Below are 21,787 nucleotides of genomic sequence, written 5' to 3' on the forward strand. Positions count from 1 at the left end.
TCACCGATGATTGCCACGCCGCGCAACCACGCCGGAGGCGTCCCGGGCCGGCTGTCCGCCCCGCGGGCCACCCACTTCCGGGGCAGCCTCGGCCGGTTTGCCACCGGCGTCGCGATCGTCACCTTCGACGGGGCGACCAAGCGCCACGGCATCACCGTGAACTCGTTCACGTCGGTGTCGATGGAGCCCCCGCTGGTGCTGGTCAGCATCGCCCGCACCGCCAAGGCCCACGATGAACTCGCCGGCCGGCCGTTCACGGTGAACATCCTCGGTGCCGAGCAGCGGTACCTCGCCATGCACTTCGCAGGCCGCCCGGGCCCCGAGCCACCCTGGGTGGAAGGAGGCACCGCGCCGCGGCTCTCCAACGTGCTTGCCTATTTCGAATGCAAGCCCTGGGCGGCGTACGACGGCGGCGATCACACCCTCTACATCGGCGAGGTGGCGGACTTCAACTACCGCAACGGCGACGCCCTGGCGTTCGCCAACGGCCTTTTCACCACGATCCCGGAAAGCCAGCTGGGCATGGAAGACCTGCTCTAGCCCCACACCACTTTCAAGGCAACTCATCAAGGCAACTCAGTTCGACGACGACTGGAGAGGGAAATGGGTATCCGTACCGGACAGCAGTACCTGGAAAAGCTCAACGCCATGAGCCCCCATGTGGTGATCGACGGTGAGGTGGTCAGCGAGAAGATCGCCGAACACCCCGCCTTCCGCAACGTGGCCCGCTCCTACGCCCAGCTTTTTGACATGCAGCATGATCCGAAATACCAGGAGGCGCTGACCTACGCGTCGCCGAGCACCGGCGAGTTGGTGAATGCCTCGTTCCTGGTGCCGAAGACGGTCGAGGACCTGCAGCGCCGCCGCCGCGCCATCTCCACCTGGGCCGAGTCCTCCAACGGCTTCCTTGGGCGCTCCGGCGATTACATGAATTCCGCGCTCACGGCGCTCGGCACGGCCGGAAAGTGGTTCTCGCAGGCGGATCCGGGCTTCGGCGAGAACATCCGCAACTATTACGAGTGGGCCCGGGAAAATGATGTCCTGGCCACGCATACCCTCATCCCGCCGCAGGTGAACCGCTCCGTTTCCGGCTCGGAGCAGCTCGGCGGCCAGCTTTCGGCCCGCATTGTGGAGGAACGCGAAGGCGGGATCGTCGTCCACGGCGCGCGCATGCTCGCCACCATCGCCCCGATCGCCGACGAGCTCCTGGTCTTCCCGTCCACAGTGCTCCGGGGAGCCCCGGAGGATGCACCCTACTCCTACGCCTTCGCCATTCCGAACGATGCCCCGGGCCTGCGCTACCTCTGCCGAAGCTCGCTCTACAACGGCGGCAGCACCCACGACGAACCGCTGGCCTCCCGCTATGAGGAGATGGACGCCGTCGCGGTCTTTGACCACGTGTTTGTGCCCAACGAGCGCATCTTCATGCTCGGGCACCCGCAACTGTGCAACGCCTTCTATGCCGAGACCGGCGCCGGGGCGCTCATGACCCACCAGGTGGTCACCCGCACCATCGCCAAGAGCGAGTTCTTCCTGGGCCTGGCCTCGGAACTTGCCGACTCGATCGGCATCGACGGGTTCCAGCACATCCAGGAGGACATCGCCGAGCTGATTATCGACGTCGAGATCGGCAAGGCGCTGGTCCGCGCCTCCGAGGCCGACGCCGCGCTCAACGACGCCGGGGTCATGCTGCCGAAATGGTCCACCCTGAATGCCGCCCGCAACTGGTACCCCAAGGTTGCCCAGCGCTTCCCGCAGATCATCCGGAAGTTCTCGGCGTCGGGCCTCATGGCGCTTCCGGGCGAGGCGGACGTCAACGGCGCTGCACGGGCGGACATCGAGATGTACCTGCAGGGCAAGACTTTGACGGGGCCCGAACGCGTCCGGCTGTTCAAGCTCGCCTTCGATGCCTCGATTTCCGGGTTCTCCGGACGGCAGTCGCTCTACGAGTACTTCTTCTTCGGGGACCCCGTCCGCATGGCCGGCGCCCTCGTGAACACCTACGACCGCGAACCGGTCCGGGCCAGGATCCGCGCGTTTCTGGGCCGCCCGGACTGACCCGCGCACACCAATGTGCGCATCATCACATTTTCCATAGTAGAATCCTGTCTACTAACTGACCGTTCGATCGGTAATTCGGCCGCTCCGCAGCAGCAACGGCCAAATAAGGGACAGGTACTCAAGAGGCAGGCACTCCCGAGGCCGGTACTCGAGAGGCGTCAGTTAGTCACTTCGCATCCACTTCGGGCAGCATCAGCCCCCAGCAACGGAGTTCCAATGACCGCAACTTCAGCCGTAGATTCCCCTGCGGGCCCCAGCAGCAAACAAGAGGAACGCAAGGTCCTCGCCGGAACGCTTGTCGGCACCACCATCGAGTGGTACGACTTCTTCATTTTTGCCCAGCTGACGGCGACGCTGCTGTCGCCGCTGTTCCTGGCGCCGCTGAATGAGTCCAACCCCGGCCTGGCACAGATCCTCTCCTTCGCCCTCATCGGCATCAGCTTCCTGTTCCGCCCCCTCGGCGCGATCATTGCCGGCCACCTGGGCGACCGCCTCGGACGCAAGGCCATGCTGGTCTTCACGCTGATCATGATGGGCACGGCCACAGCCCTCATCGGCGTGCTGCCCACGTACGCGCAGATCGGCGTCCTGGCCCCGATCCTGCTCATCACCCTGCGCGTCATCCAGGGCTTCTCCGCCGGCGGCGAGTGGGGCGGCGCCGCACTGATGGCCGTCGAGCACGCTCCGCTGACCAAGCGCGGCCTGTTCGGCGCCTACCCGCAGATCGGTGTGCCGGTGGGGATGATCCTGGCCACCGGCCTGCTGTTCATGCTGAACACGTCGATGTCCAAGGAGGACTTCGCGGCCTGGGGCTGGCGGGTGCCGTTCCTCCTGTCCATCGTCCTGATCGTGGTGGGCTACCTTATCCGCCGGGCCGTGGGCGAAAGCCCGGTCTTCAAGGAGATGACCGCCCGCAAGGAGGAGAGCAAGGCGCCGCTGAGCGAACTGCTCCGCAAGCACAAGAAGGCCGTGCTCTACTCCACGCTGATCTTCATCGGCAACAACGCCGCCGGTTACCTGCTGATCGCCTTCTTCATCTCCTATGCCACCAAGACACTGAAGATGCCCACTCCGCAGATCCTGCTGGCCACCACACTGGCGTCCTTCGGCTGGCTGGTCTTCACGCTGGTCGGCGGCTGGCTCTCGGACAAGATCGGCCGCGTGAAGACGTTCCTGATCGGCTACGCGATTGTGTTCGCCTGGATGATCCCGATGTTCGCGCTCATCGACACCAAGGACATTGTGCTTTACGGGGTGGCGCTGTTCGTCCTCACGATCGGCCTGGGCCTTTCCTACGGCCCCATGTCCGCCATGTACGCCGAGATGTTCCCCGCCAAGGTCCGCTACTCCGGCATCTCGATCGGGTACGCCTTCGGCGCCATCCTGGGCGGCGCCTTCGCGGCCACGATCGCCGAGGCACTCCTGCAGAGCACCCATTGGACCGGCTCCATCGGCATCTACATCATGATCCTGTCCGTCATCTCCGCCGTGGGCGTCATCCTGGCCAAGGAAACCCGCGGCCGGCCGCTGGGCGTCAGCGCCCACCACTGACCCAGACCCAACCAGCGCGGGGTCGCTTCGCGCGCCCATCCGGGACCTCCCGATGGGCCGCGAGTGACCCCGCGTTGTTTTTTGCCTAGCCGGTCGCGCCGGGCAGCAGCCGCACGACGTCGTCGTCCTCCAGCTGCTCAAACACCTGGTAGTAGCTTCCGACGGCGTGGAACTGGCCGGGAGTGTGGAGGCTAAGGACAGCCTCGGTGAGAGGCTCCAGCGATGCCTGGGCCGTCATGGAGGCCACCGGGATAGCGACGACGACGCGGGCCGCGCCTGCTCCGCGAACGGACTCGACCGCGGCCCGCATGCTCGCCCCGGTGGCGAGGCCGTCGTCGGCCAGAATAACGGTCTTGCCGCCGAGGTCGTGGGCGGGCTGCGGATAGCGGGCCGCGCGGCGTTCCAGCTCGGCGCGTTCCCGCCGTTCAACCTCGTCAAAGGATGACTGGGTCAGGCCCAGGGCCAGCAGCCGGTTCACGAGCGAACGGTTGACGATCCGCACCACCTGTCCGCCGGGCTGTCCACCTGACCAGGCCAGGGCGCCGAAGGCGATTTCCGCGTGCCCCGGGATGCCGAGTTTGCGCACGGCCAGGACGCCTGCGGGCAATCCGAGCTCGGACGCGAGCGCGGCGGCCACGGGGACGCCGCCACGGGCCAGCCCCAGGATCAGGGTATCCGGCCGGTCGCGGAACCGGGAGAGGAGACCGGCGAGCTGCCGGCCGGCCTGCTCGCGGTCTTGAAAGCGTGTGCCCATGGTTCTTCTTCCCGCGCCCGGCGCCCGGAAGCCGCAGCTCAGACGCCGAGGAAGCTGATGGCCCCCTGCTTGAACGCCCGGCTCGTGATGGCGTTGGTGTGGTTGCGGCCGGGCAGGACGAGCTGCTCCACCATCGCGCCGGCCTTGCTGCCGATGGCCGCGAGGTCCGGCAGGGACGTGGACCGCTCATCGTTTTCCCCGGCCACGAGCAGCATCGGCACGTGCGGAACGGCCTCGGCGGGGTCGAACGGTTCGCCCTTGATGGCCTCAACGAGGGACAGCAACGCGAAGATGTTGTTGCTGGGCAGCAACTGGGCCATTTTCAACAGCCCGGCCGTGGACTCGTCGGCGATGGGGGTGCCGTCGGCGAGGTAGCGCTGGGCGGCCAGCAGGTCGAATTCAGCCAGCGGATCGGCGGTGTTCGGCCCGCCCAGGACCAGTCGGTGGACGAGTTCATGCTGGGTGGCGCCGAACTCCCAGGCGAGCCGGGAACCCAGTGAGTAGCCGATGACGTCCAGCCCGCTGGTGGGGTCGCCGTCGCGCAGCGGCCTGGCGCCGGCGTCGAACGCGATCTGGAGCAGGTCCGCCCGGATCCGGCTGGGGGAGTAGGAATCCATGTCCTCGGGGGCGCCGCTGCGGCCGTGGCCGGGCAGGTCCACGGTGATGACGCGCCGGCCGGCCTCCAGGAGGGCGGCCAGCCAGCCGGTGTCCTCCCAGTTGAGCTTGGCCGATGAGGAGAAACCGTGCAGCAGCAGGACGGGGCGCAGCCCGGCGTCGTTCTTGGGCTCGTGCACCTCCATGTGGAGCTGGGGGTCGGTGCCCTCCACGGTGTGGGAGTGCTGCTGGCCGGTGTGTCTGCCGCTCATGGTGTCAGTCCTCATCAAGTACGGCGCTCAGGCGGACCCGGCGCTTCGGTGCCTCTTCCGCCGGGACCGTGCCCACGATGCCGGCGGTGTTGTCCGGCACCTCGAACACAATCAGGGGCTCGCCGACATTGATCTTGTCACCGGGCCCGCCGTGGATACGCACTACCTTACCTGCCTGCGGGCTGGGCAATTCAACGGCCGATTTGGTGGTCTCGACCTCCACAAGCGGCTGGTTGCGCTCCACCTGGTCGCCGGGGGAGACCAGCCATTCCAGCACGGTTGCCTCGATGAGCCCTTCGCCAAGATCCGGCAGCGGGAAGGAAATTTCAGCCACGTTTGTACTCCAATACTCGCTGGATGCCGAAGAGGATCCGGTCAATGTTCGGGATGTATTCGTCCTCCAGGTCGCCGGAGGGATACGGCACGTCGAAGCCGGTGACGCGCTCCACCGGAGCCTTGAGCGTGTCGAAGCAGTGCTGCGTGATCAGCTGCGCCACCTCTGCGCCGAGACCGGAGGTCAGTGGGGCCTCATGGACGACGACGGCGCGGCGCGTCCTGCTTACGGAGGCGGCCAGCGCTGCGGCATCGATGGGCTTGAGCCAGCGCAAATCAAGGACTTCGACGTCAATGCCGTCCTCCGCCGCGAGCTCCGCCACCTGCAGGCACCGCGACACCATAGCGCCCCAGGCGACGAGCGTGACGTGGCGGCCCGCGCGCACAATTTTGGCGCCGGTGGACACGCCGCCGTCTGCCTCGTGCCTGGCCGGGTCCACCTCACCCTTTTGCCAGTACCGGGACTTCGGTTCCATAAAGATCACCGGGTCCGGACGCGTCGCGGCGTACTTGAGCAGGTGGTAGGCCTCGTGGGGGTTCGACGGCGACACCACCTTCAAGCCCGGTACGTGGGCGAAGAGCGCCTCAAGGCTTTCGCCATGGTGTTCAGGGGCGCGGATGCCGCCGAAGCTGGGGACCCGCAGTGTGATCGGCATCGGCAGGGTGCCCCGGCTGCGGTAGTTCATCCGGGCGATCTGGCAGACGATCTGGTTGATGGCGGGGTAGGCGAAGCCGTCGAACTGGACCTCCGGGATGGGATGGAAGCCGGCCATGGCCAGGCCGACGGACATGCCGAGGATGCCGGATTCCGCCAGCGGGGTGTCAAAGACGCGCTGGGCGCCGTGCTTGGCCTGCAGCCCGTCCGTAATCCTGAAAACGCCGCCCAGCCGCCCGCAGTCCTCGCCGAAGATCAGTGTCTTCGGGTTCTCCGCCAGGACCTCGTCAAGGGCGCGGTTGAGCGCCTGCTGCATCGACAGCACGGTGGTTTCAGCCGGATCGACGGTGCCCACGGTGCTCCCGCCTTCGAGAATCGAGTTAGACATGTTCGGACTCCTCGCGCCAGTTGGCGGCCTGGGCCTGCAGGGCAGGGGTGGTTTCCTGGAAGACCAGGTCAAACATTTCGGTTCCGGGCCGGGGGGCGAGGGCCTCGATCCCGCTGCGGATCAGCTCCTCCTCGGCCTTGGCGGCGGCCAGGGCCCCGGCAAAGAAGGCCTCGTCCGCGACGCCGTCGGCGAGCAGCCGCTGCCGGAACCGCTCGAGCGGATCGGCGCCGGCGCCGTCGCGCTCCTCGTCCAGGGAGCGGTAGCGGCCCGGATCGTCGGAGGTGGAGTGCGGGCCGCGTCGGTAGGTCATGGCCTCGATCAGCACCGGGCCGTTCCCGGCCCGGGCGTGCGCGAAGGCGCGGCGGGTCGCTTCGACGACGGCGACGACATCGTCGCCGTCGATCCGCAGCGCCGGGATGCCGTAGCCCGCGGCGCGAGCGGCGACGGAACCGCCGGCCACCTGGCGCTCGGTCGGCACGGAGATTGCCCAACCGTTGTTCTGGCTGAAGAACACCACCGGCGCCTTCATCACGGCGGCGAAATTCAAAGCCTCATGGACATCGCCCTGGGAGGATGCGCCGTCACCGAAGTACGTCAGGGCGACTCCGAGCTTGCCGGTGGTGTTGGTCCCGGCGCTGGCGGACAGCGTCTGGCCGTGGGCCCAGCCCACGGCGTGCAGGACCGAGCCGGCGACGACGGCCTGGATCGGCGCGAGCCGGGACTGCACCGGGTCGTAGAGGCCGCCGTGCCAGGTTGCCTTGTGGGTGGACATGTACGCCACCATGTCCACCCCCATGGTCCGCGCGACGCCCATCTCGCGGTAAGTGGGGAAGACGAAGTCACGGGTGGTGTCCACGGCATAGCCGCTGCCCACCTGGGCAGCTTCCTGGCCGAGTTCGGGGGCGTACCCGGGAATGATGCCCTGCCGCTGCCAGGCGATCGCCGAGGTGTCGAGGTGCCTCACGGCCACCATCAGCGAATAGAGCTCGCGAAGCTCGTCGGCGGTCAGGGGCGCGGCGGCGTCGTCGGCTGCCACAAGGGAAAGTGTGTCCATGCCTGTGACCCTAGTCACCGGCCCCGTGGTGGGCAATCAGCCTAGGAATCTCTGGCCAATCTGCGCAAAGCTGCTCGCCCTGCCGGCGTCGTGGGTGACAAGTTGTACACCCCCGGGGTTGGGGGGGCTATCTGGGCTGGCGGCTGCCGGCGATCCGTGCCCCGATCCAGCACGCCGCGGCGATCCCGGCCACGAGCGCCAGGGTGCTGAACAGCTGCTTGCTGCTGTCCGGGCTGCTAAAGCCGACAGCGAAGATCAGCGCCAGGAGCACCAGGCCGAAGACCGTCAGTCCGGGGAAGCCCTTCATCCGCAGCGGCAAAGGCGTGCCGTCGCGGTCGGCCCGGCGGCGCAGGATCAGCTGCGACACGAGGGCCGAACCCCACACCACAAGGCAGGTGGAGCCGACAAGCTGGAACAGGGCCGGCAGGATCTGGTCCGGGAAGAGCAGCTCCAGCACCGCGGCCAGGAAGCCGAAGGCGACGGAGACGCTGACGGCCACCACCGGGACCCGCGCTTTGCTGAGCTTCGAGAGGAACCGCGGGGCCTCGCCGCGCTCGGAGAGCGAGTACACCATGCGGGATGCGCCGTAGAGATTGGCGTTCAGGGCGGACAGCAGTGCGACGACGGCGACCAGTGTGATCGCGGCGCCGGCGCCCGGAATCCGGGCGGCGTCCAGGACGCCGGCGAAGGGGGACTTGAGCGCGTCCGAGGTTGCCGGCAGGACGGCGGCGATGACGAACACCGAGCCGATGTAGAACACGAGGATCCGCCACACCACGGTGCGGATCGCCTGGCCGACGCTGCGCTCAGGGTTCTCCGTCTCGGCGGCGGCGACGCTGACAATCTCCGTGCCGCCGAAGGCGAAGATCACGACGAACAGTGCGGTGGCGATGCCGCCGAGGCCCGCCGGGGCGAAATCGGAGGTGAAGTTGCTGAGCCCGGGGGACGGTACGTCCGGCAGCCAGCCCAGCAGCAGGGCCGCGCCGACGGCCAGGAACAGCAGGATGGCAACCACCTTGAGGACGGCGAACCAGAACTCGAACTCGCCAAAGTTTTTCACCCCGGCCAGGTTGACCGCCGTGAACAGGGCCATGAAGATCAGCGACAGCGCCCAGACGGGGACCGCAGGCCATACGGTGAACAGGAGCGCGGCCGCCCCCAGGGCCTCGGCCGCGATGACCACCACGAGCTGCAGCCACCAGAGCCAGCCGACGGTCGCGCCCGCGGTCCGGCCCATGGCCTTTTCCGCGAAGACGGAGAACGCGCCGCTGCTGGGGTTGGCCGCGGCCATCTCGCCAAGCGCCCACATGACCAGGATGATCAGTGTTCCGGCGACAAGATAGGAGACCAGCACGGCCGGCCCGGCCGCCTGGATTCCGGCCCCGGAGCCGAGGAACAGGCCGGCGCCGATCGCGCTGCCCAGCCCCATCATGGTCAGCTGGCGGGGTTTCATGCTGTGCCCCAAGGCCGGGGGTGCTGCCGGGCTGGGGGCTTGGGCCAGGGCATCGGCCTGCCCCGGGAACGCGGTGGGTGACTTCGCTGTGGACTTCGTTGTCATGCTGGCGAACCTTCGTGTGGTTTGGATTTGGGCGTCCTTGTGGGACCTATTGAATTTACCGTCTTCGGCCGTGCTCTACCGGCCACCTGGGTGCCGCGGCCGTGAGAGCATGGTGGCAGTTTGCTTACTAAAATCCGGCTACGGCAGCGGTTTGTCTGGCCCTGGACGTATGGGAAGGGAAAATCCATGGACGTTGATCCGCTGGACGCCAAAATTGTCCGATTCTTCACGGATTCGCCAAGGGCGTCGGTCCTGGAGGCCTCCCGGGTGCTGAAAGTCGCCCGGGCCACCGTGCAGTCGCGCCTGGACCGGATGCAGAACTCCGGCGTGATCGGGTCGTGGGTGCCGCAGCCTGACCCGGCACAGTTCGGCTTCCCGGTGGTGGCGTTTTGTTCCCTGACCATCAATCAGGACTTGGGGCACGACGCCGTCGTCGAGGCCCTCGCCGAGATCCCGGAACTGATCGAGATCCACACCGTCTCAGGCAGTTCGGACCTGATGGCCCGCATAGCCGCCCGCTCCAACCCGGACCTGCAGCGCGTATTGGATGCCATGATCGCCACCCGTACCGTGCTGCGGTCCTCGTCGGTGATCGTGCTCAATACCCACTTCCAGGGCCGCACCCTGCCCCTCCTGGAAGCCGCCGCCGCAGCAAGTGACAGGCCGGTCCGGTGAGCGCGGGGCCGGCTAGCCGATCTGAGACCGACCGGCGGGCTAGAGAACGCTCAGGTTTTCGGGCAAGCCGGTCCGGCCGGTGAGCAGGAGCAGCAATTCGCCGGCCGACGGCAGCCGTGAGCCGATGGCTCCGGCGAGCTCCAGGGACGCAGCAAGCGCCGGAGTCAAGGAGGCGGGCGGCGGTAGCCCCACGGCCCGCGCCAAGTCCATGGTGTGCACGGCCAGCTCGAAGGTGCGGGTCGGGAGGTAGTCGATGAGCGTCATGGCGCCGGCGGGAGTGGCCACCAAGGCGTCGTCTGGCGTGTTCCTGACGAGGGCAGTGACGCGTTGGACGACTTCCCGGACGGCTGCGGCCGGGTCCTCACCCAAGGCTTCGCCGGTTTCCCTGCCACGCTGCGCGATCGCGTCCGGCGAGGTGGCACCACGGACGGTCAGGAAGTATTCCACCGGGCCCGGCACCAGCTCCCCGGTGGCGGGGGAGCCGAGGTAGGCCTCCACGGTTGTCAGGGCGCGGCTCGTGTGGCCGGTCAGTGCCCGGACATCCCATTCGCCGAGCGCCTGCCGCGTCCAGGCCTGAGGCGGCACGCGGCCGGAGAGCTCCATGAATGCCTGGGCCGCTCCCGCGTAACAGGCCCTGACTGCTTCTGCGTCCACAGGGTTGATGTCCATAGCGCCGATTTATACCGTTGCCGGCGGCGGCGCACAAGGACGGTCCGCACACCAGATCCGGTGTGTGACCTGAAACATTTTGCGCCCGGGGGCCGCGGCCGTATCATTAGTTTTGGTCAAGATGACCATAACTCATCCGGCGGTCGGCCGGAGCTGTCCGGGCCTCCCGTCACAGGACCCGCCCGGAACCTCAGAAAGTAGGTGGGTCCCCGTCTATACCACCGCTGCCAACGTCTCGGAGCGCCAGCTTGCGCCTCCGTCGCTGGCCATCTCGACTGTGATCTTTGCACTGCGTCCCAGCGAGCGGTCCGGCCGCCCGACGCTGTGGATTCCGCTGGTGCGCCGGATCCGCGAGCCGTTCAAGGGTCTCTGGGCCCTGCCCGGCGGACCGCTTACGCACTCCGAGTCCCTGCAGGACGCCGCCTCCCGGAATCTGCGCGAGACCACGGGTCTGGCCCCGGAGTACCTCGAGCAGCTCTACGCCTTCGGCGGGCTGCACCGCTCACCCAGCCAGCGGGTCGTCTCGATCGTGTACTGGGCGCTGGTTCAGCCCACGGAAGCCGCGCTCGCGGACGAATCGGAGAATGTGCGCTGGTTCCGCGCGGACCGGCTCGGCGAGCTCGCCTTCGACCACAGCACGATCGTCGACTACGCCCTCTGGCGGCTGCGCAACAAGATGGCCTACGGATCCATCGCGTACCACCTGCTCGGCGAATACTTCACCCTCGCCCAAGTCCGGGAAGTCTACGAGGCTGTCCTGGACCGCGAGCTCGACCCGGCCAACTTCCGCCGGCAGATCAAGGCCGCCCCGGAAATCGAAGAAACCGATCAGTACCTGCAGGGCGGCAAGCACCGCCCGCCCCGCCTCTACCGTTTTACCGGCCGCCCCGGCCTTGACCCAGACAACAGGAGCACACCATGAGCAGCGTCAACACGGCAATCCAGCTGATCACGCGCGAGCAGGCCGCCGCCACGGCAGGGGGCGCCGCGGCCAACACGTGCAGCCCCGCGTTGGCCCGCGGGCCGTGGGACTTCGACGTTGCCGAGGCCCTCGCGGGAGCGCCCGCCTACGGCCCCGGCGCTTCCGCCGCCGACGTCGCCCCGGCGTCGACCCCACGCCAGGGGCAGCTGCCGGAGGAGTACAAGCTGGCCAGCGACGCCGAGCTTGATGCCCGGATCCGGGCCGCCAAAGCGGCGCTGGGGGACCGCGCCGTCGTCCTGGGGCACTTCTACCAGCGTGATGAGGTGATCCAGTACGCGGACTTCGTGGGCGACTCCTTCCAGCTCGCCAATGCGGCACTGACCCGTCCCGACGCCGAGGCCATCATTTTCTGCGGCGTGCACTTCATGGCCGAAACCGCGGACATCCTGTCCCGGCCGGACCAGGCCGTGGTCCTGCCCAACCTCGCCGCGGGCTGCTCCATGGCGGACATGGCCGACATTGACTCGGTCACCGAGTGCTGGGAACAGCTCGAGGAGCTTTTCGGCACGGAGCCCGACGCCGACGGCCGGGTTCCGGTCATCCCGGTCACCTACATGAACTCCTCGGCCGCGCTGAAGGGGTTCTGCGGCGAGCACGGCGGCATCGTCTGCACGTCCTCGAACGCCGCCACCGTGCTCGAATGGGCGTTCGAACGCGGCCAGCGCGTGCTGTTCTTCCCGGACCAGCATCTGGGCCGCAACACCGCCAAGGCCATGGGCGTCCCGCTGGAGCAGATGCCGATGTGGAACCCGCGCAAGGACCTCGGCGGCAACGAAGAACAGACGCTGCAGGACTCCCGCGTGATCCTCTGGCACGGCTTCTGCTCCGTCCACAAGCGCTTCAATGTCGGCCAGATCGCCAAGGCACGTGCCGAATTCCCCGGCGTCAACGTGATCGTGCACCCGGAATGCCCGATGGAGGTGGTCGACGCCGCCGACTCCGCCGGTTCCACGGATTTCATCAAGAAGGCCATTGCCGCCGCCACCGAACCCACCACGTTTGCGATCGGCACCGAGATCAACATGGTGAACCGGCTCGCGGCTGAATATCCGCAGCACACGATTTTTTGCCTGGACCCGGTGATCTGCCCCTGCTCCACGATGTACCGCATCCACCCCGGCTACCTGGCCTGGGTCCTGGAAGCCCTCGTCCGCGGCGAGGTGGTCAACCGCATCACCGTTGAGGACGACGTCGCCGCCACGGCGAAGGTGGCGCTCGAACGCATGCTGGCGGCGCGGCCGTGACCACCCGGCTTGTCATCGTCGGCAGCGGGATCGCGGGGCTCTACGCCGCCCTGCACGCATCCGAGCCTGGCGCCGGCCGGAACGTGGAGGTGGTCCTGCTGAGCAAGGGGTCGCTGGAGCAAAGCAACACCTTCTACGCCCAGGGCGGGGTCTGCGCCGTCCTGGCGCCGGAGGACGCCGCCCCCGGCGACTCCGTGGCCGCCCACATCGCCGACACCCTCGCCGCGGGTGCCGGGCTGAACGATGCCGAGGCCGTGCGCGTCCTGTGCGCCGAGGCGGTCCGGGATATTGCCGGCCTGGCACGCTACGGGGTGCACTTCGACCTGGGTCCCGACGGCGGGCCGGCGCTGGGGCTCGAGGCCGCGCATTCGGCGCCGCGCATCCTGCACGCCGGCGGGGACGCCACGGGCGCCTGCATCGCCCGGGGGCTCGTCGCCGCCGTCCTGGAACGCGCAGTCCTCGAACGTGCCGGCCAGGGCCGGCTCCGCGTGGAAACCAGCGCGTTCGTCACCGAACTGCTCACGGCAGAGGCCGAAGGCACGACGACGGGAAGCACGACGCCGGCGCGGGTCACCGGAGTGGCCTACCTCGCCGGCGGCCGGCCGCAGCGGCTGGCCGCCGACGCCGTCCTGCTCGCCACCGGCGGAGCGGGCCGGCTGTTTGCCCGGACCAGCAATCCCTCCGTGGCCACCGCCGACGGGCTGGCACTGGCCTGGCGAGCGGGCGCCGAGGTGCGCGACCTGGAGTTCTTCCAGTTCCACCCCACCACCCTTGCGGCCAAGGAAATTCCGGGCGGGCCGCCGGCACTGCTCATCTCCGAGGCAGTCCGCGGCGAGGGAGCGGTGCTGCTGGACGCCGCTGGGTACCGCTTCATGCCCGACTACCATCCGGATGCCGAACTCGCCCCGCGCGATGTCGTCTCCCGGAGCATCGCCCTGCACCTGGCCGCCACGGGGGCCGCGCCGGACAGCCCGGTCTACCTGGACGCCCGCGGCATTGAGACCGGCCGCGGCGCCGGGTTCCTTCAGCGGCGGTTCCCGACCATCACGGCGGCGACCCTCGCGGCCGGCTACGACTGGACCGCCGAGCTGATCCCCGTCTCGCCGGCGGCCCACTACTGGATGGGCGGAGTGTGCACCGACCTGCAGGGCCGCACATCCGTGCCGGGCCTGTACGCGGCCGGCGAGGTCGCCCGTACCGGTGCCCAGGGGGCAAACCGACTGGCGAGCAACTCGCTGCTGGAGGGACTGGTCTTCGGCCGCCGCGCCGTGGAGGATTTCCTCAGAGTCGAGGCGCCGCACCACGGCACTGCTCCGCGTGCTCCCCACGATCGCCCTAACCTCGCAAGCTCGGCCAGGGAACCCGGATCGTGTGGGCCCACGGCCGCGGGCGGCCTCGCCTTGACGCACGCTTCCGCAGTACCGTTGCGCGACTCCTCCGCGGAAGGACCCTCACGGACCGCCCCCGAAGTTGGGATGAAATCGGTGCCTGATCCCGGGGTTTTCTCGCGGGTTGCTCTCGGACGGCTGATGACCGCGCACGCTGGGGTGTTGCGCTGTGGCGTCGATCTTGATGCCGCCGCGGAGCAGCTGGACCGGTGGGCCGCCGTCGTCCGTCCTGAGAGCGTGACGGACACAGCGGACCAGGACGCCCACGAGGACCGGAACCTGCTCCTTGCGGCCCGCCTCCTGGTGGCGGCCGCACTGAACCGGACGGAATCCGTCGGCGCCCACTACCGCGCAGACACCGCAACCTTGACCTCCGGCGGCCGGCATCCGGCCACCGCCCGCTCCATGCAAAGGATTTAGCCATGACAGCAACCGCTGCCCCCGAAACCGTGCCCGCCCCCGAAACCGTGCCCGCCCGCGCCGCCGCGCTCGCCGGGAGCCTGCCAGAAGCGGCCGTGCTGGCCGTGCTCCGCACGGCGCTGCAGGAAGACGCCCCATACGGCGACATCACCTCGCAGGCCCTCATTCCCTCGCGGGCCCGCGCGACGGCTGTCCTGAACGCCCGCGTTCCCGGCGTGTTCAGCGGCGGCGAGGTCTTCGCCGCGGCGATGAAACTCACCGACCCGGACGCCGTCGTCGAACTGCTGGTCAACGACGGCGAGGCCTTTGCCGCCGGAACCGCACTGGCCCGGGTGACCGGGAACGCCCGAGCGGTGCTGCTGGCCGAACGCGTGGCACTGAACCTGGTCCAGCGGATGAGTGCCATCGCCACCAGGACGGCAGGGTTCGTGGCGCTCGTCGAGGGCACTAGGGCGCGGATCACCGACACCCGCAAGACGACGCCGGGGCTCCGGGTGCTCGAACGCTACGCCGTGCGCTGCGGCGGCGGCGCCAACCACCGCTTCAGCCTCTCCGATGCAGTCCTGGCCAAGGACAACCACCTGGCCGTCCTCACCGGCGGCGACCCGGCCAAACTGACCGCAGTGCTGCGCCAGGCCAAGGCACAGCTCGGCCACACGACGCACTTCGAGGTGGAAGTGGACACCATGGAGCAGATCGAACCGGTGCTGGCCGCCGGAGTGGACACCATCATGCTGGACAACTTCTCCCTGGCTGACCTGGCCGCCGGCGTGCGGCTGGTGGGCGGCAGGGCCCGGGTGGAAGCCAGCGGCAACGTCAATCTCGGCACCGTGGCGGACATTGCGGCCACCGGCGTGGACGTCATCTCGATCGGCGGCCTCACCCACAGCGTCACCGCCCTGGACCTCGGACTCGATATTGAGCTGGCACCATGATCTTCCTCGACGCCGCAGCCACCACCCCGGTCCGCCGTGAAGTGCTGGAGGCCATGTGGCCCTACCTCACGGGCGAGTTCGGCAACCCGTCAAGCCATCACGGCCTGGGGGAGGCAGCCGCCATGGCCCTCGCCGGGGCCCGGAACGCGACGGCGAAGGCCCTGGGCTGCCGGGCCGGGGAGGTCGTCTTCACCTCCGGCGGCACCGAAGCGGACAACCTCGCCGTCAAGGGCATCGCCCTGGCCCGTCGCGCCGTCGATCGGCATCTGGACCGGGTGGCGATCAGCGCCGTCGAACATCCCGCCGTGGAAGAATCCGCGCGGTATCTCGAACGTGTCCATGGCTTCGCCGTCGATGTGATCCCCGTGGACCGCTACGGGCAGGTCACCGAAGAAGCCTTGGCGGAGGTGCTTGGTCCCAGGACGGCGCTGGTCAGCATCATGTACGCCAACAACGAGGTCGGCACCGTCCAGCCCGTCGCCCGGCTCGCCGCGCAGGCACGCGCGCTCGGAATTCCGTTCCACACCGACGCCGTCCAGGCCGCCGGCTGGCTGCCGCTGGATACCTGCACGCTGGGCGTGGACGCGCTGAGCATTTCCGGCCACAAGCTGGGCGCGCCCAAGGGCAGCGGCGCGTTGTTCGTGCGCGGAAGGACCCGGATTGAACCATTGGTCCATGGCGGCGGCCAGGAACGCGGCCGCCGGTCGGGTACGGAAAACGTCGCCGGGGCGGTGGCGCTGGCCACGGCGCTGACGCTCGCCCGGGCCGGGGACACCAGTGCACCTGTTGGCTCCGCGGGGGAGTCTGCCGGGCGCGTCGCGGCCCTCCGTGACGGGTTCATCGCGGAGGTACTGGCCGGGGTTGCGGGTGCGGTGCTCACCGGCCACCCCACCGAGCGGCTGCCCTCGGTGGCATCCTTTTGCTTCCCGGGCACCAGCGGCGAGTCCGTGCTGCTGGAACTCGAGCGCCAGGGCGTGGTGTGTTCCAGCGGATCGGCGTGCGCGGCAGGTTCGGACGCGCCCTCACCCGTGCTGCTGGCCATGGGCATCGAACCCGAGGTGGCCCAGACGGCGGTGCGCTTCAGCTTCGACTCGACCATCACGGCGGAGCAGCTGCAGGAAGCGGCGGCCGCCGTGCGCACCGCCGTCGCCAGCGTCCGCGCCCTCGCCACCTCCTAGCGGTGACGGGCGCGGCGGAAGATCCAGTGCCGCAGCATCGTGAAGCGCACGGCAGTGGCGGCGAAGCCGGAAAGTGTGGTGGTCCAGAGCTCCTCGGCCACTGTGGCCCCGGGCCGGAGCCAGTGCAGGATGGCCAGGCTGCCGCCGGTGAGCAGGAGCGCCACCAGGATCACGGCCAGGCCGTTGAGGTGGTCACGCTTCATCCGGCGGCGTTCGGTGATCTTAAACGTCAGGCGCCGGTTGAGGGCGGTGTTCATGAACGACGTCAGGATCAGGGCCGCCGCGTTGGCCGGCTGGGCTCCGAGCCAGGGCCTGGACAGCGCGTACAAGGCCAGCGATGTCAGGGTGCAGACAATACCCACGCCCGTGAACCGGATGAGCTGCCGGACCACGGGGTACCGGAGGATCCCGCGGTGGCGCCGCGCATGCGGCCGGACGACGACGGCGGGCGACTGCTGTTCAAGCTGGGACTCCATCCGCTCAGTAGAGCTCGCCCACGGGGATGTCCACGGCCAGCCGGTTGGCCGGACCCGCCAGGGGACATGCCCAGGCTTCGTTGTAGGCGCAGGACGGGTTGTAGGCGAAATTGAAGTCCAGGACGAATTCGGCCGTGGGTCCCGAGCCGCGCACGCCGTGGAAAGCGCCCTTGATGGTGTCCAGCAGGTATCGCCCCGCGCCGTAGCTGCCGCCTGGCTGGCCGGCGGTCGCGTCGCGGAACGGGACAAAGATGCCGCCGCCGTAGCCCTGGAGTTTCCAGACAGCGAGCTGTCCCATTTCCGGAAGGTCGAACGTGCCCAGCCGGACGAACCGCACGAGGCCGTCTGTTCCCGTCTCCACATTCATCTCCCGCCCGGCACCCTCCTGCGTCAGGGGCACGTGGAACCGGTAGATCGGATCATAGTCCGCCGTCTTCAGCCCGCTGAAGTCGGCCTTTGCCTCGGCTGTCAGCGCTGAGGCCGGATGGATGCCGAACATGCGGTCCCGTTCATGGCGCCAGTAGGAATGGGCCTCGGCGGGGCTGTCCGCCGCGATCTTCCGCGTGGCGGCGTAGAGGGCAAAGGTCCGCAGCCGCCAGTCCGCGATGTCGAGGGCCGACATGCCTGCAACGTCGCCCTGCTGCCCAAGTTGCGTTCCGTCTAAGTGCTGTTCGGCCATGCCCCCAGCGTATCGGCTTTACCAGGACGCAAGGCCAACCCCGGATTCCGGCGCCGGACCGCCCCCTTCACCCCCAGGGGCCGGGCCCCGCTACGCTGGCCTTATGACCGGCACGGCCCCTTTCGGAGAATCGGACAATGCCACAGTTGTGCGCTGTGGCGTGATGCTGCGCTGTGGCATCGCGCTCGCCGTGGCAGCGGCTGCGCTCTCGGGCTGCGGCAGCAACGGCAAGGGGGCGCCGGTGTGGACCGCCGGCAGCAGCGTTGCGGAGAGTCCGACGCCGTCGGGCAGCTCTTCCACCCAAAGTCCGACGGCGTCGGGCAGCGTCTCTGCCGCGCCGGGTGCGACGGCATCGGCCTGGAAGGTTTTCAGCGATCCGGCCAGGACGGTGAGCTTTGAGGTGCCGCAGGACTGGATCGTGCAGTCCGTCGCTCCGGATCCGGGGACATTGCCGGGGGCGCTGAAGGTCGACGTCAAGGATGCCAAGGGCGCGTATCTGGCCACTCTGCAGACGGGTCTTCCACCGCGGCCAGCCCCGGCGTGCCCGGGCGGCGCCGCACGAGACTACGTGGTGATCAGCAGCGTGCCTGTGGACCTGCCGCACCGGGACGGGGCCGGGACGATTGATCCGCACGTCGTGTTCAGGGTCATCCGGGGCTACAAATACTTCGGTTCCTACGGCATCACCAACGTGGTGGGTGGTGCCGGCGGCAAGGGTTGCGCGCTGCAGAACGTCGTACGCGGCCCCCAGGGCAGGGGAGATTATTCCTTCGGGGACCTGACGGTGCTCAAGCCGCCGGCCCCCGACCAGAAGGTCGCCCCCGCAAAGGCTTTCGACACCCTCGACCAGGCGGCCAAGTACGTCGACAAGGGATCAGAATTCGCCAACGTCCAGCGGATGCTAATGTCTCTGAGGATCAAAAACTAGTCCCGCACCCCCGCACATCCCCGGGCCGTCAACGGCGACTTTTCCCTGCCCTCACTTCACATCCCGGAGATAAATGGAACGCACCGTGGCCGCCCGCCTGGCCTTCAAGACCGTTGCCGAGACCAAGGTGGCTCTCGCCGTTGCCGTGGCCCGGAACGCCGGGTACGACTCTCTGGAAGAATCGCTCACGGTGACCGCGGCCGGCGCCGACGTACCGGTGACCGAGCTCTCCGACCACCACGGGGGGCGCTTCCACTACATGGAATTCGGCGAACCCACTGAAGTCCTGGTTGAATACTCAGCCACCGTCACCGGCTTCGCCCTGCCCGAAGAACCCGGGCTCATGGAACTCATCCGCTATGTCCGGCCCAGCCGCTACGCGGAGTCGGACCGGCTGCTGCCGACTTCCTACGCTGAATTCGGCGGCCTGCAGGGCGAAGAGCTGCTCAACGCCGTCCGCAACTGGGTCTTCAGCGAACTGCGGTACATCAGCGGATCTTCACGGGGGACCGATGGGGCCGTCGAAACGCTGCTGCACCGCCGCGGGGTTTGCCGCGACTTCGCGCACTTGGCCATCTCCCTGCTGCGGTCCAAGGACGTCCCGGCGCGGCTGGCGGCCGTCTATGCCCCGGGGCTGTCCCCGATGGACTTCCACGCCGTGGCGGAGGCGCACATCAACGGAGCCTGGCACATCATCGACCCCACCGGCCTGGCACCGCGGGAAAGCATGCTGCGGATCACGGCCGGGCGCGATTCCTCGGACACCGCCTTCCTGTCCACGGTGGGTGGCAGCCTTTCCCTGAAAGAACTGGCTGTCACCGCGACCGTAGACGTGCTGCCGGAGGAAGACCCGACGAAGCTCGTCACCATCCGCTAGCAGGTAACGCCGGGCGACTGTCCGGTGTTACCTGTTCGGCCGCCAGTCGGCCCGCTCAGCGCGCGGCGAGTGAGGCGCGGAGCTTTTCAGTCAGCCGCAGCAGTTCCTGTTGTTCCGCGGCCGAGAGTGCAGGTCCCACGAGTGCGGCGATGTCGCGGACGTGCTCCCTGCCGATCTGCTTCTGCAGGTCCCGTCCCGCATCAGTGAGGCGGATGAGGACGCCGCGCCCGTCGTCGGGGGCCTGCGTGCGTTCGACGAGGCGGCGCTTTTCGAGCCGCTCCACCAGACGGCTCAGGCTGGACTGGCTCAGGAGGACGTTGTCGTTGAGCTCGTTCAGGCGCAGCCAGCCGGACGGGCAGCGGGAGAGCGTGAACAGGACGTCGTACTCGTTCAAGGCGAGGCTCTTGAACGCCGGGCCCGCCTGCAGCCGGCGCATCACGGCCACCTGGGCACGGAACAAGGATTCCCAGGTTTCCGCGGCCAAGCGCACCGGTGATTCTGCGGTCTTGGCTTGCATCACGCGTCCTGGTTGGATTCTGCCGCGTCAGCATCCACGGTGCCCGCGGCCAGAGCTGCGGCCACCCGGCCGGCGTGTGTCGGCGGTTCTGGGACGTGCGCGGGCTTGAGGGCCGCGTATTCCTTGCGGAGCACCGGCAGGACCTCTTCGCCGAACAGGTCGAGCTGTTCCAGTACGGTCTTCAGCGGCAGTCCGGCGTGGTCGATCAGGAAGAGCTGGCGCTGGTAGTCGCCGAAGTACTCCCGGAACGTGAGGGTCTTTTCGATGACCTCCTGCGGGCTGCCCACCGTCAGCGGAGTCTGGGAGGTGAAGTCCTCCAGCGACGGGCCGTGGCCGTAGACCGGGGCGTTGTCGAAGTACGGGCGGAACTCCTTGACGGCGTCCTGGGAGTTTTTCCGCATGAAGAACTGGCCGCCGAGGCCCACGATGGCCTGGTCTGCCTTGCCGTGGCCGTAGTGTTCGTAGCGCTCACGGTAGAGGCCGATCAGTTGCTGGTAGTGCTCCTTCGGCCAGAAGATGTTGTTGGCGAAGAAGCCGTCACCGTAGTACGCGGCCACTTCGGCGATCTGCGGCGTGCGGATGGAGCCATGCCACACAAAGGGGGCGACGCCGTCGAGCGGGCGCGGCGTGGACGTGAAGTTCTGCAGCGGCGTGCGGTGCTTGCCGGACCAGTTCACCGTGTCCTCGTCCCAGAGGCGGCGCAACAGGCTGTAGTTCTCGATCGCAAGCTCGATCCCGTCCTGGATGTTTTTCCCGAACCAGGGGTAGACGGGGGCGGTGTTGCCGCGTCCCAGCACCAGGTCAACGCGGCCGTCCGCGAGGTGCTGGAGCATGGCGAAGTCCTCGGCGATCTTCACCGGGTCATTGGTGGTGATCAGCGTGGTGGCCGTGGACAGGATGATGCGCTCCGTCTGGGCGGCGATGTAGGCCAGAGTGGTGGTAGGGGAGGAGGAGAAGAAAGGCCGGTTGTGGTGCTCGCCGATGGCGTAGACATCCATGCCGATTTCCTCGACCTTCTTGGCGATCGCGACGGACGCCTTGATGCGTTCGTGCTCCGTGGGGGTGCTGCCCGTAGTCGGGTCAGTGGTGATGTCGCTGACGCTAAAGACGCCGATCTGCATGATGTGCCTTTCCGTGGCCGGGCTGATCCGGGAACTGCTTCCACTATACTCCGATATACATGCATTTGCATGTATCGGCAGGTATAACATCCACGGCCACCGGATATTCCCGGCCCCCGGTTCCGAGTCCGCCGCGTTGGAGTATTCCCCAGGCTGTGCGGGGGCGAGCCGGAGGCCACCGCAATGAGGGACGGGAGCCGTTGCCACCCGGGCAAAGTCTTCCTCTGGAACGGTCTGGGCGTTATCTTCGTGTATGGAGGATGTCCACATGATGAAAAGTCCCGGACCGGCTGCGGCCGCAGCCATCTTGCTCGCAATCAGTCTTGTGCTCTCTGGCTGCACTGCCTCGCGGCTGAATCCTACCGGTGGTGTGGATCCGAGGGCGGTGCTGGCGGAGTTCAGGTCCCGGGGCATGGTGGGCCATCTGGAGGCGTTGCAGCGGATTGCTGATGACAATGGTGGGAACCGTGCGGCGGGC

General features: G+C 68.1%; 22 protein-coding genes and 1 pseudogene. 12 read left to right on the forward strand and 11 right to left on the reverse strand.

The window, feature by feature from the left end:
* The first annotated feature begins 6 nt into the window (after nt 1-6).
* The 3 genes from ACFVVK_RS05040 (at nt 7) to ACFVVK_RS05050 (ending at nt 3,612) form a co-directional block, all read left to right on the forward strand.
* Nucleotides 7-540: a flavin reductase family protein gene (locus ACFVVK_RS05040; protein WP_390264274.1), complete on the forward strand. Its 534-nt coding sequence runs from the start codon at nt 7-9 to the stop codon at nt 538-540.
* A 63-nt stretch (nt 541-603) separates the two neighbouring features.
* Nucleotides 604-2,058, forward strand: coding sequence for a 4-hydroxyphenylacetate 3-monooxygenase, oxygenase component (hpaB, locus tag ACFVVK_RS05045; protein WP_390264276.1), 1,455 nt, complete (start codon nt 604-606; stop codon nt 2,056-2,058).
* 219 nt (nt 2,059-2,277) lie between these two features.
* Nucleotides 2,278-3,612 (forward strand): MFS transporter, encoded by a 1,335-nt coding sequence (locus ACFVVK_RS05050; protein WP_390264279.1) that lies wholly within the window; start codon nt 2,278-2,280, stop codon nt 3,610-3,612.
* Nucleotides 3,613-3,697: 85 nt separating this feature from the next.
* Here ACFVVK_RS05050 and ACFVVK_RS05055 read toward each other — a convergent pair whose 3' ends face one another.
* From ACFVVK_RS05055 to ACFVVK_RS05080, 6 genes are all read right to left on the reverse strand, one after another.
* Entirely contained in the window at nt 3,698-4,366 is a 669-nt protein-coding gene (locus ACFVVK_RS05055) for a phosphoribosyltransferase (protein ID WP_390264282.1), read from the reverse strand.
* Between the two features lie 38 nt (nt 4,367-4,404).
* Complete coding sequence (locus tag ACFVVK_RS05060) at nt 4,405-5,232, reverse strand: alpha/beta fold hydrolase (protein WP_390264285.1); 828 nt, start codon at nt 5,230-5,232, stop codon at nt 4,405-4,407.
* 4 nt (nt 5,233-5,236) lie between these two features.
* Nucleotides 5,237-5,566, reverse strand: coding sequence for a biotin/lipoyl-containing protein (locus ACFVVK_RS05065; RefSeq protein ID WP_390264288.1), 330 nt, complete (start codon nt 5,564-5,566; stop codon nt 5,237-5,239).
* Nucleotides 5,559-6,608, reverse strand: a complete 1,050-nt coding sequence (locus tag ACFVVK_RS05070; protein ID WP_390264291.1) for an alpha-ketoacid dehydrogenase subunit beta — start codon at nt 6,606-6,608, stop codon at nt 5,559-5,561. The genes ACFVVK_RS05065 and ACFVVK_RS05070 overlap by 8 nt, the downstream gene beginning before the upstream one ends.
* Nucleotides 6,601-7,662, reverse strand: a complete 1,062-nt coding sequence (locus tag ACFVVK_RS05075) for a thiamine pyrophosphate-dependent enzyme (RefSeq protein WP_390264294.1) — start codon at nt 7,660-7,662, stop codon at nt 6,601-6,603. The genes ACFVVK_RS05070 and ACFVVK_RS05075 overlap by 8 nt, the downstream gene beginning before the upstream one ends.
* Nucleotides 7,663-7,789: 127 nt before the next feature.
* Complete coding sequence (locus tag ACFVVK_RS05080) at nt 7,790-9,220, reverse strand: amino acid permease (protein ID WP_390264297.1); 1,431 nt, start codon at nt 9,218-9,220, stop codon at nt 7,790-7,792.
* A gap of 186 nt (nt 9,221-9,406) precedes the next feature.
* Here ACFVVK_RS05080 and ACFVVK_RS05085 point away from each other — a divergent pair, with 186 nt between their 5' ends.
* The gene (locus ACFVVK_RS05085) at nt 9,407-9,895 is read left to right on the forward strand and encodes an Lrp/AsnC family transcriptional regulator (RefSeq protein ID WP_390264300.1); all 489 of its coding nucleotides are present in this window, start codon (nt 9,407-9,409) and stop codon (nt 9,893-9,895) included.
* 39 nt (nt 9,896-9,934) lie between these two features.
* On the opposite strand, the gene ACFVVK_RS05090 is transcribed toward ACFVVK_RS05085, so the two are convergent.
* Entirely contained in the window at nt 9,935-10,564 is a 630-nt protein-coding gene (locus ACFVVK_RS05090) for a maleylpyruvate isomerase N-terminal domain-containing protein (protein ID WP_390264303.1), read from the reverse strand.
* Nucleotides 10,565-10,841: 277 nt separating this feature from the next.
* Here ACFVVK_RS05090 and ACFVVK_RS05095 point away from each other — a divergent pair, with 277 nt between their 5' ends.
* From ACFVVK_RS05095 to ACFVVK_RS05115, 5 genes are read left to right on the forward strand one after another with little or no spacing between them, the layout of a single operon-like run.
* On the forward strand, nt 10,842-11,486 hold the full coding sequence (locus ACFVVK_RS05095; protein ID WP_390264305.1) for an NUDIX domain-containing protein: 645 nt from the start codon (nt 10,842-10,844) through the stop codon (nt 11,484-11,486).
* A complete protein-coding gene (gene nadA / locus ACFVVK_RS05100) occupies nt 11,483-12,790 on the forward strand; it encodes a quinolinate synthase NadA (protein ID WP_390264307.1) in 1,308 nt (435 codons plus the stop codon). Before ACFVVK_RS05095 ends, nadA begins: the two co-directional genes overlap by 4 nt.
* Nucleotides 12,787-14,598, forward strand: coding sequence for an L-aspartate oxidase (locus ACFVVK_RS05105; protein ID WP_390264308.1), 1,812 nt, complete (start codon nt 12,787-12,789; stop codon nt 14,596-14,598). Before nadA ends, ACFVVK_RS05105 begins: the two co-directional genes overlap by 4 nt.
* A gap of 2 nt (nt 14,599-14,600) precedes the next feature.
* Nucleotides 14,601-15,533 carry a carboxylating nicotinate-nucleotide diphosphorylase gene (gene nadC, locus ACFVVK_RS05110; RefSeq protein WP_390264311.1) on the forward strand — a complete coding sequence of 311 codons (933 nt, stop codon included), beginning with the start codon at nt 14,601-14,603 and terminating at the stop codon, nt 15,531-15,533.
* Complete coding sequence (locus tag ACFVVK_RS05115; RefSeq protein WP_390264314.1) at nt 15,530-16,711, forward strand: cysteine desulfurase family protein; 1,182 nt, start codon at nt 15,530-15,532, stop codon at nt 16,709-16,711. The genes nadC and ACFVVK_RS05115 overlap by 4 nt, the downstream gene beginning before the upstream one ends.
* Here ACFVVK_RS05115 and ACFVVK_RS05120 read toward each other — a convergent pair.
* Together ACFVVK_RS05120 and ACFVVK_RS05125 are read right to left on the reverse strand one after the other, a co-directional pair.
* Nucleotides 16,708-17,187: a GtrA family protein gene (locus ACFVVK_RS05120; protein WP_390264317.1), complete on the reverse strand. Its 480-nt coding sequence runs from the start codon at nt 17,185-17,187 to the stop codon at nt 16,708-16,710. The genes ACFVVK_RS05115 and ACFVVK_RS05120 overlap by 4 nt on opposite strands.
* A gap of 4 nt (nt 17,188-17,191) precedes the next feature.
* Nucleotides 17,192-17,866: a DUF1684 domain-containing protein gene (locus ACFVVK_RS05125; RefSeq protein WP_390264320.1), complete on the reverse strand. Its 675-nt coding sequence runs from the start codon at nt 17,864-17,866 to the stop codon at nt 17,192-17,194.
* Nucleotides 17,867-17,969: 103 nt separating this feature from the next.
* Between ACFVVK_RS05125 and ACFVVK_RS05130 the strand changes: the two genes are divergently transcribed.
* Together ACFVVK_RS05130 and ACFVVK_RS05135 are read left to right on the forward strand one after the other, a co-directional pair.
* Nucleotides 17,970-18,794: a hypothetical protein gene (locus tag ACFVVK_RS05130; RefSeq protein ID WP_390264323.1), complete on the forward strand. Its 825-nt coding sequence runs from the start codon at nt 17,970-17,972 to the stop codon at nt 18,792-18,794.
* Nucleotides 18,795-18,867: 73 nt separating this feature from the next.
* Nucleotides 18,868-19,671, forward strand: coding sequence for a transglutaminase family protein (locus tag ACFVVK_RS05135; protein WP_390264326.1), 804 nt, complete (start codon nt 18,868-18,870; stop codon nt 19,669-19,671).
* A 55-nt stretch (nt 19,672-19,726) separates the two neighbouring features.
* On the opposite strand, the gene ACFVVK_RS05140 is transcribed toward ACFVVK_RS05135, so the two are convergent.
* Together ACFVVK_RS05140 and ACFVVK_RS05145 are read right to left on the reverse strand one after the other, a co-directional pair.
* A complete protein-coding gene (locus ACFVVK_RS05140) occupies nt 19,727-20,188 on the reverse strand; it encodes a MarR family winged helix-turn-helix transcriptional regulator (RefSeq protein ID WP_390264329.1) in 462 nt (153 codons plus the stop codon).
* Nucleotides 20,188-21,309, reverse strand: a complete 1,122-nt coding sequence (locus tag ACFVVK_RS05145; protein WP_390264331.1) for an LLM class flavin-dependent oxidoreductase — start codon at nt 21,307-21,309, stop codon at nt 20,188-20,190. The genes ACFVVK_RS05140 and ACFVVK_RS05145 overlap by 1 nt, the downstream gene beginning before the upstream one ends.
* 268 nt (nt 21,310-21,577) lie before the next feature.
* Between ACFVVK_RS05145 and ACFVVK_RS05150 the strand changes: the two are divergent.
* Nucleotides 21,578-21,787 (forward strand): annotated as a pseudogene (locus ACFVVK_RS05150) (hypothetical protein); the annotation flags it as partial.

The sequence above is a fragment of the Arthrobacter sp. NPDC058192 genome, assembly GCF_042883665.1.
Lineage (GTDB): Bacteria > Actinomycetota > Actinomycetes > Actinomycetales > Micrococcaceae > Arthrobacter.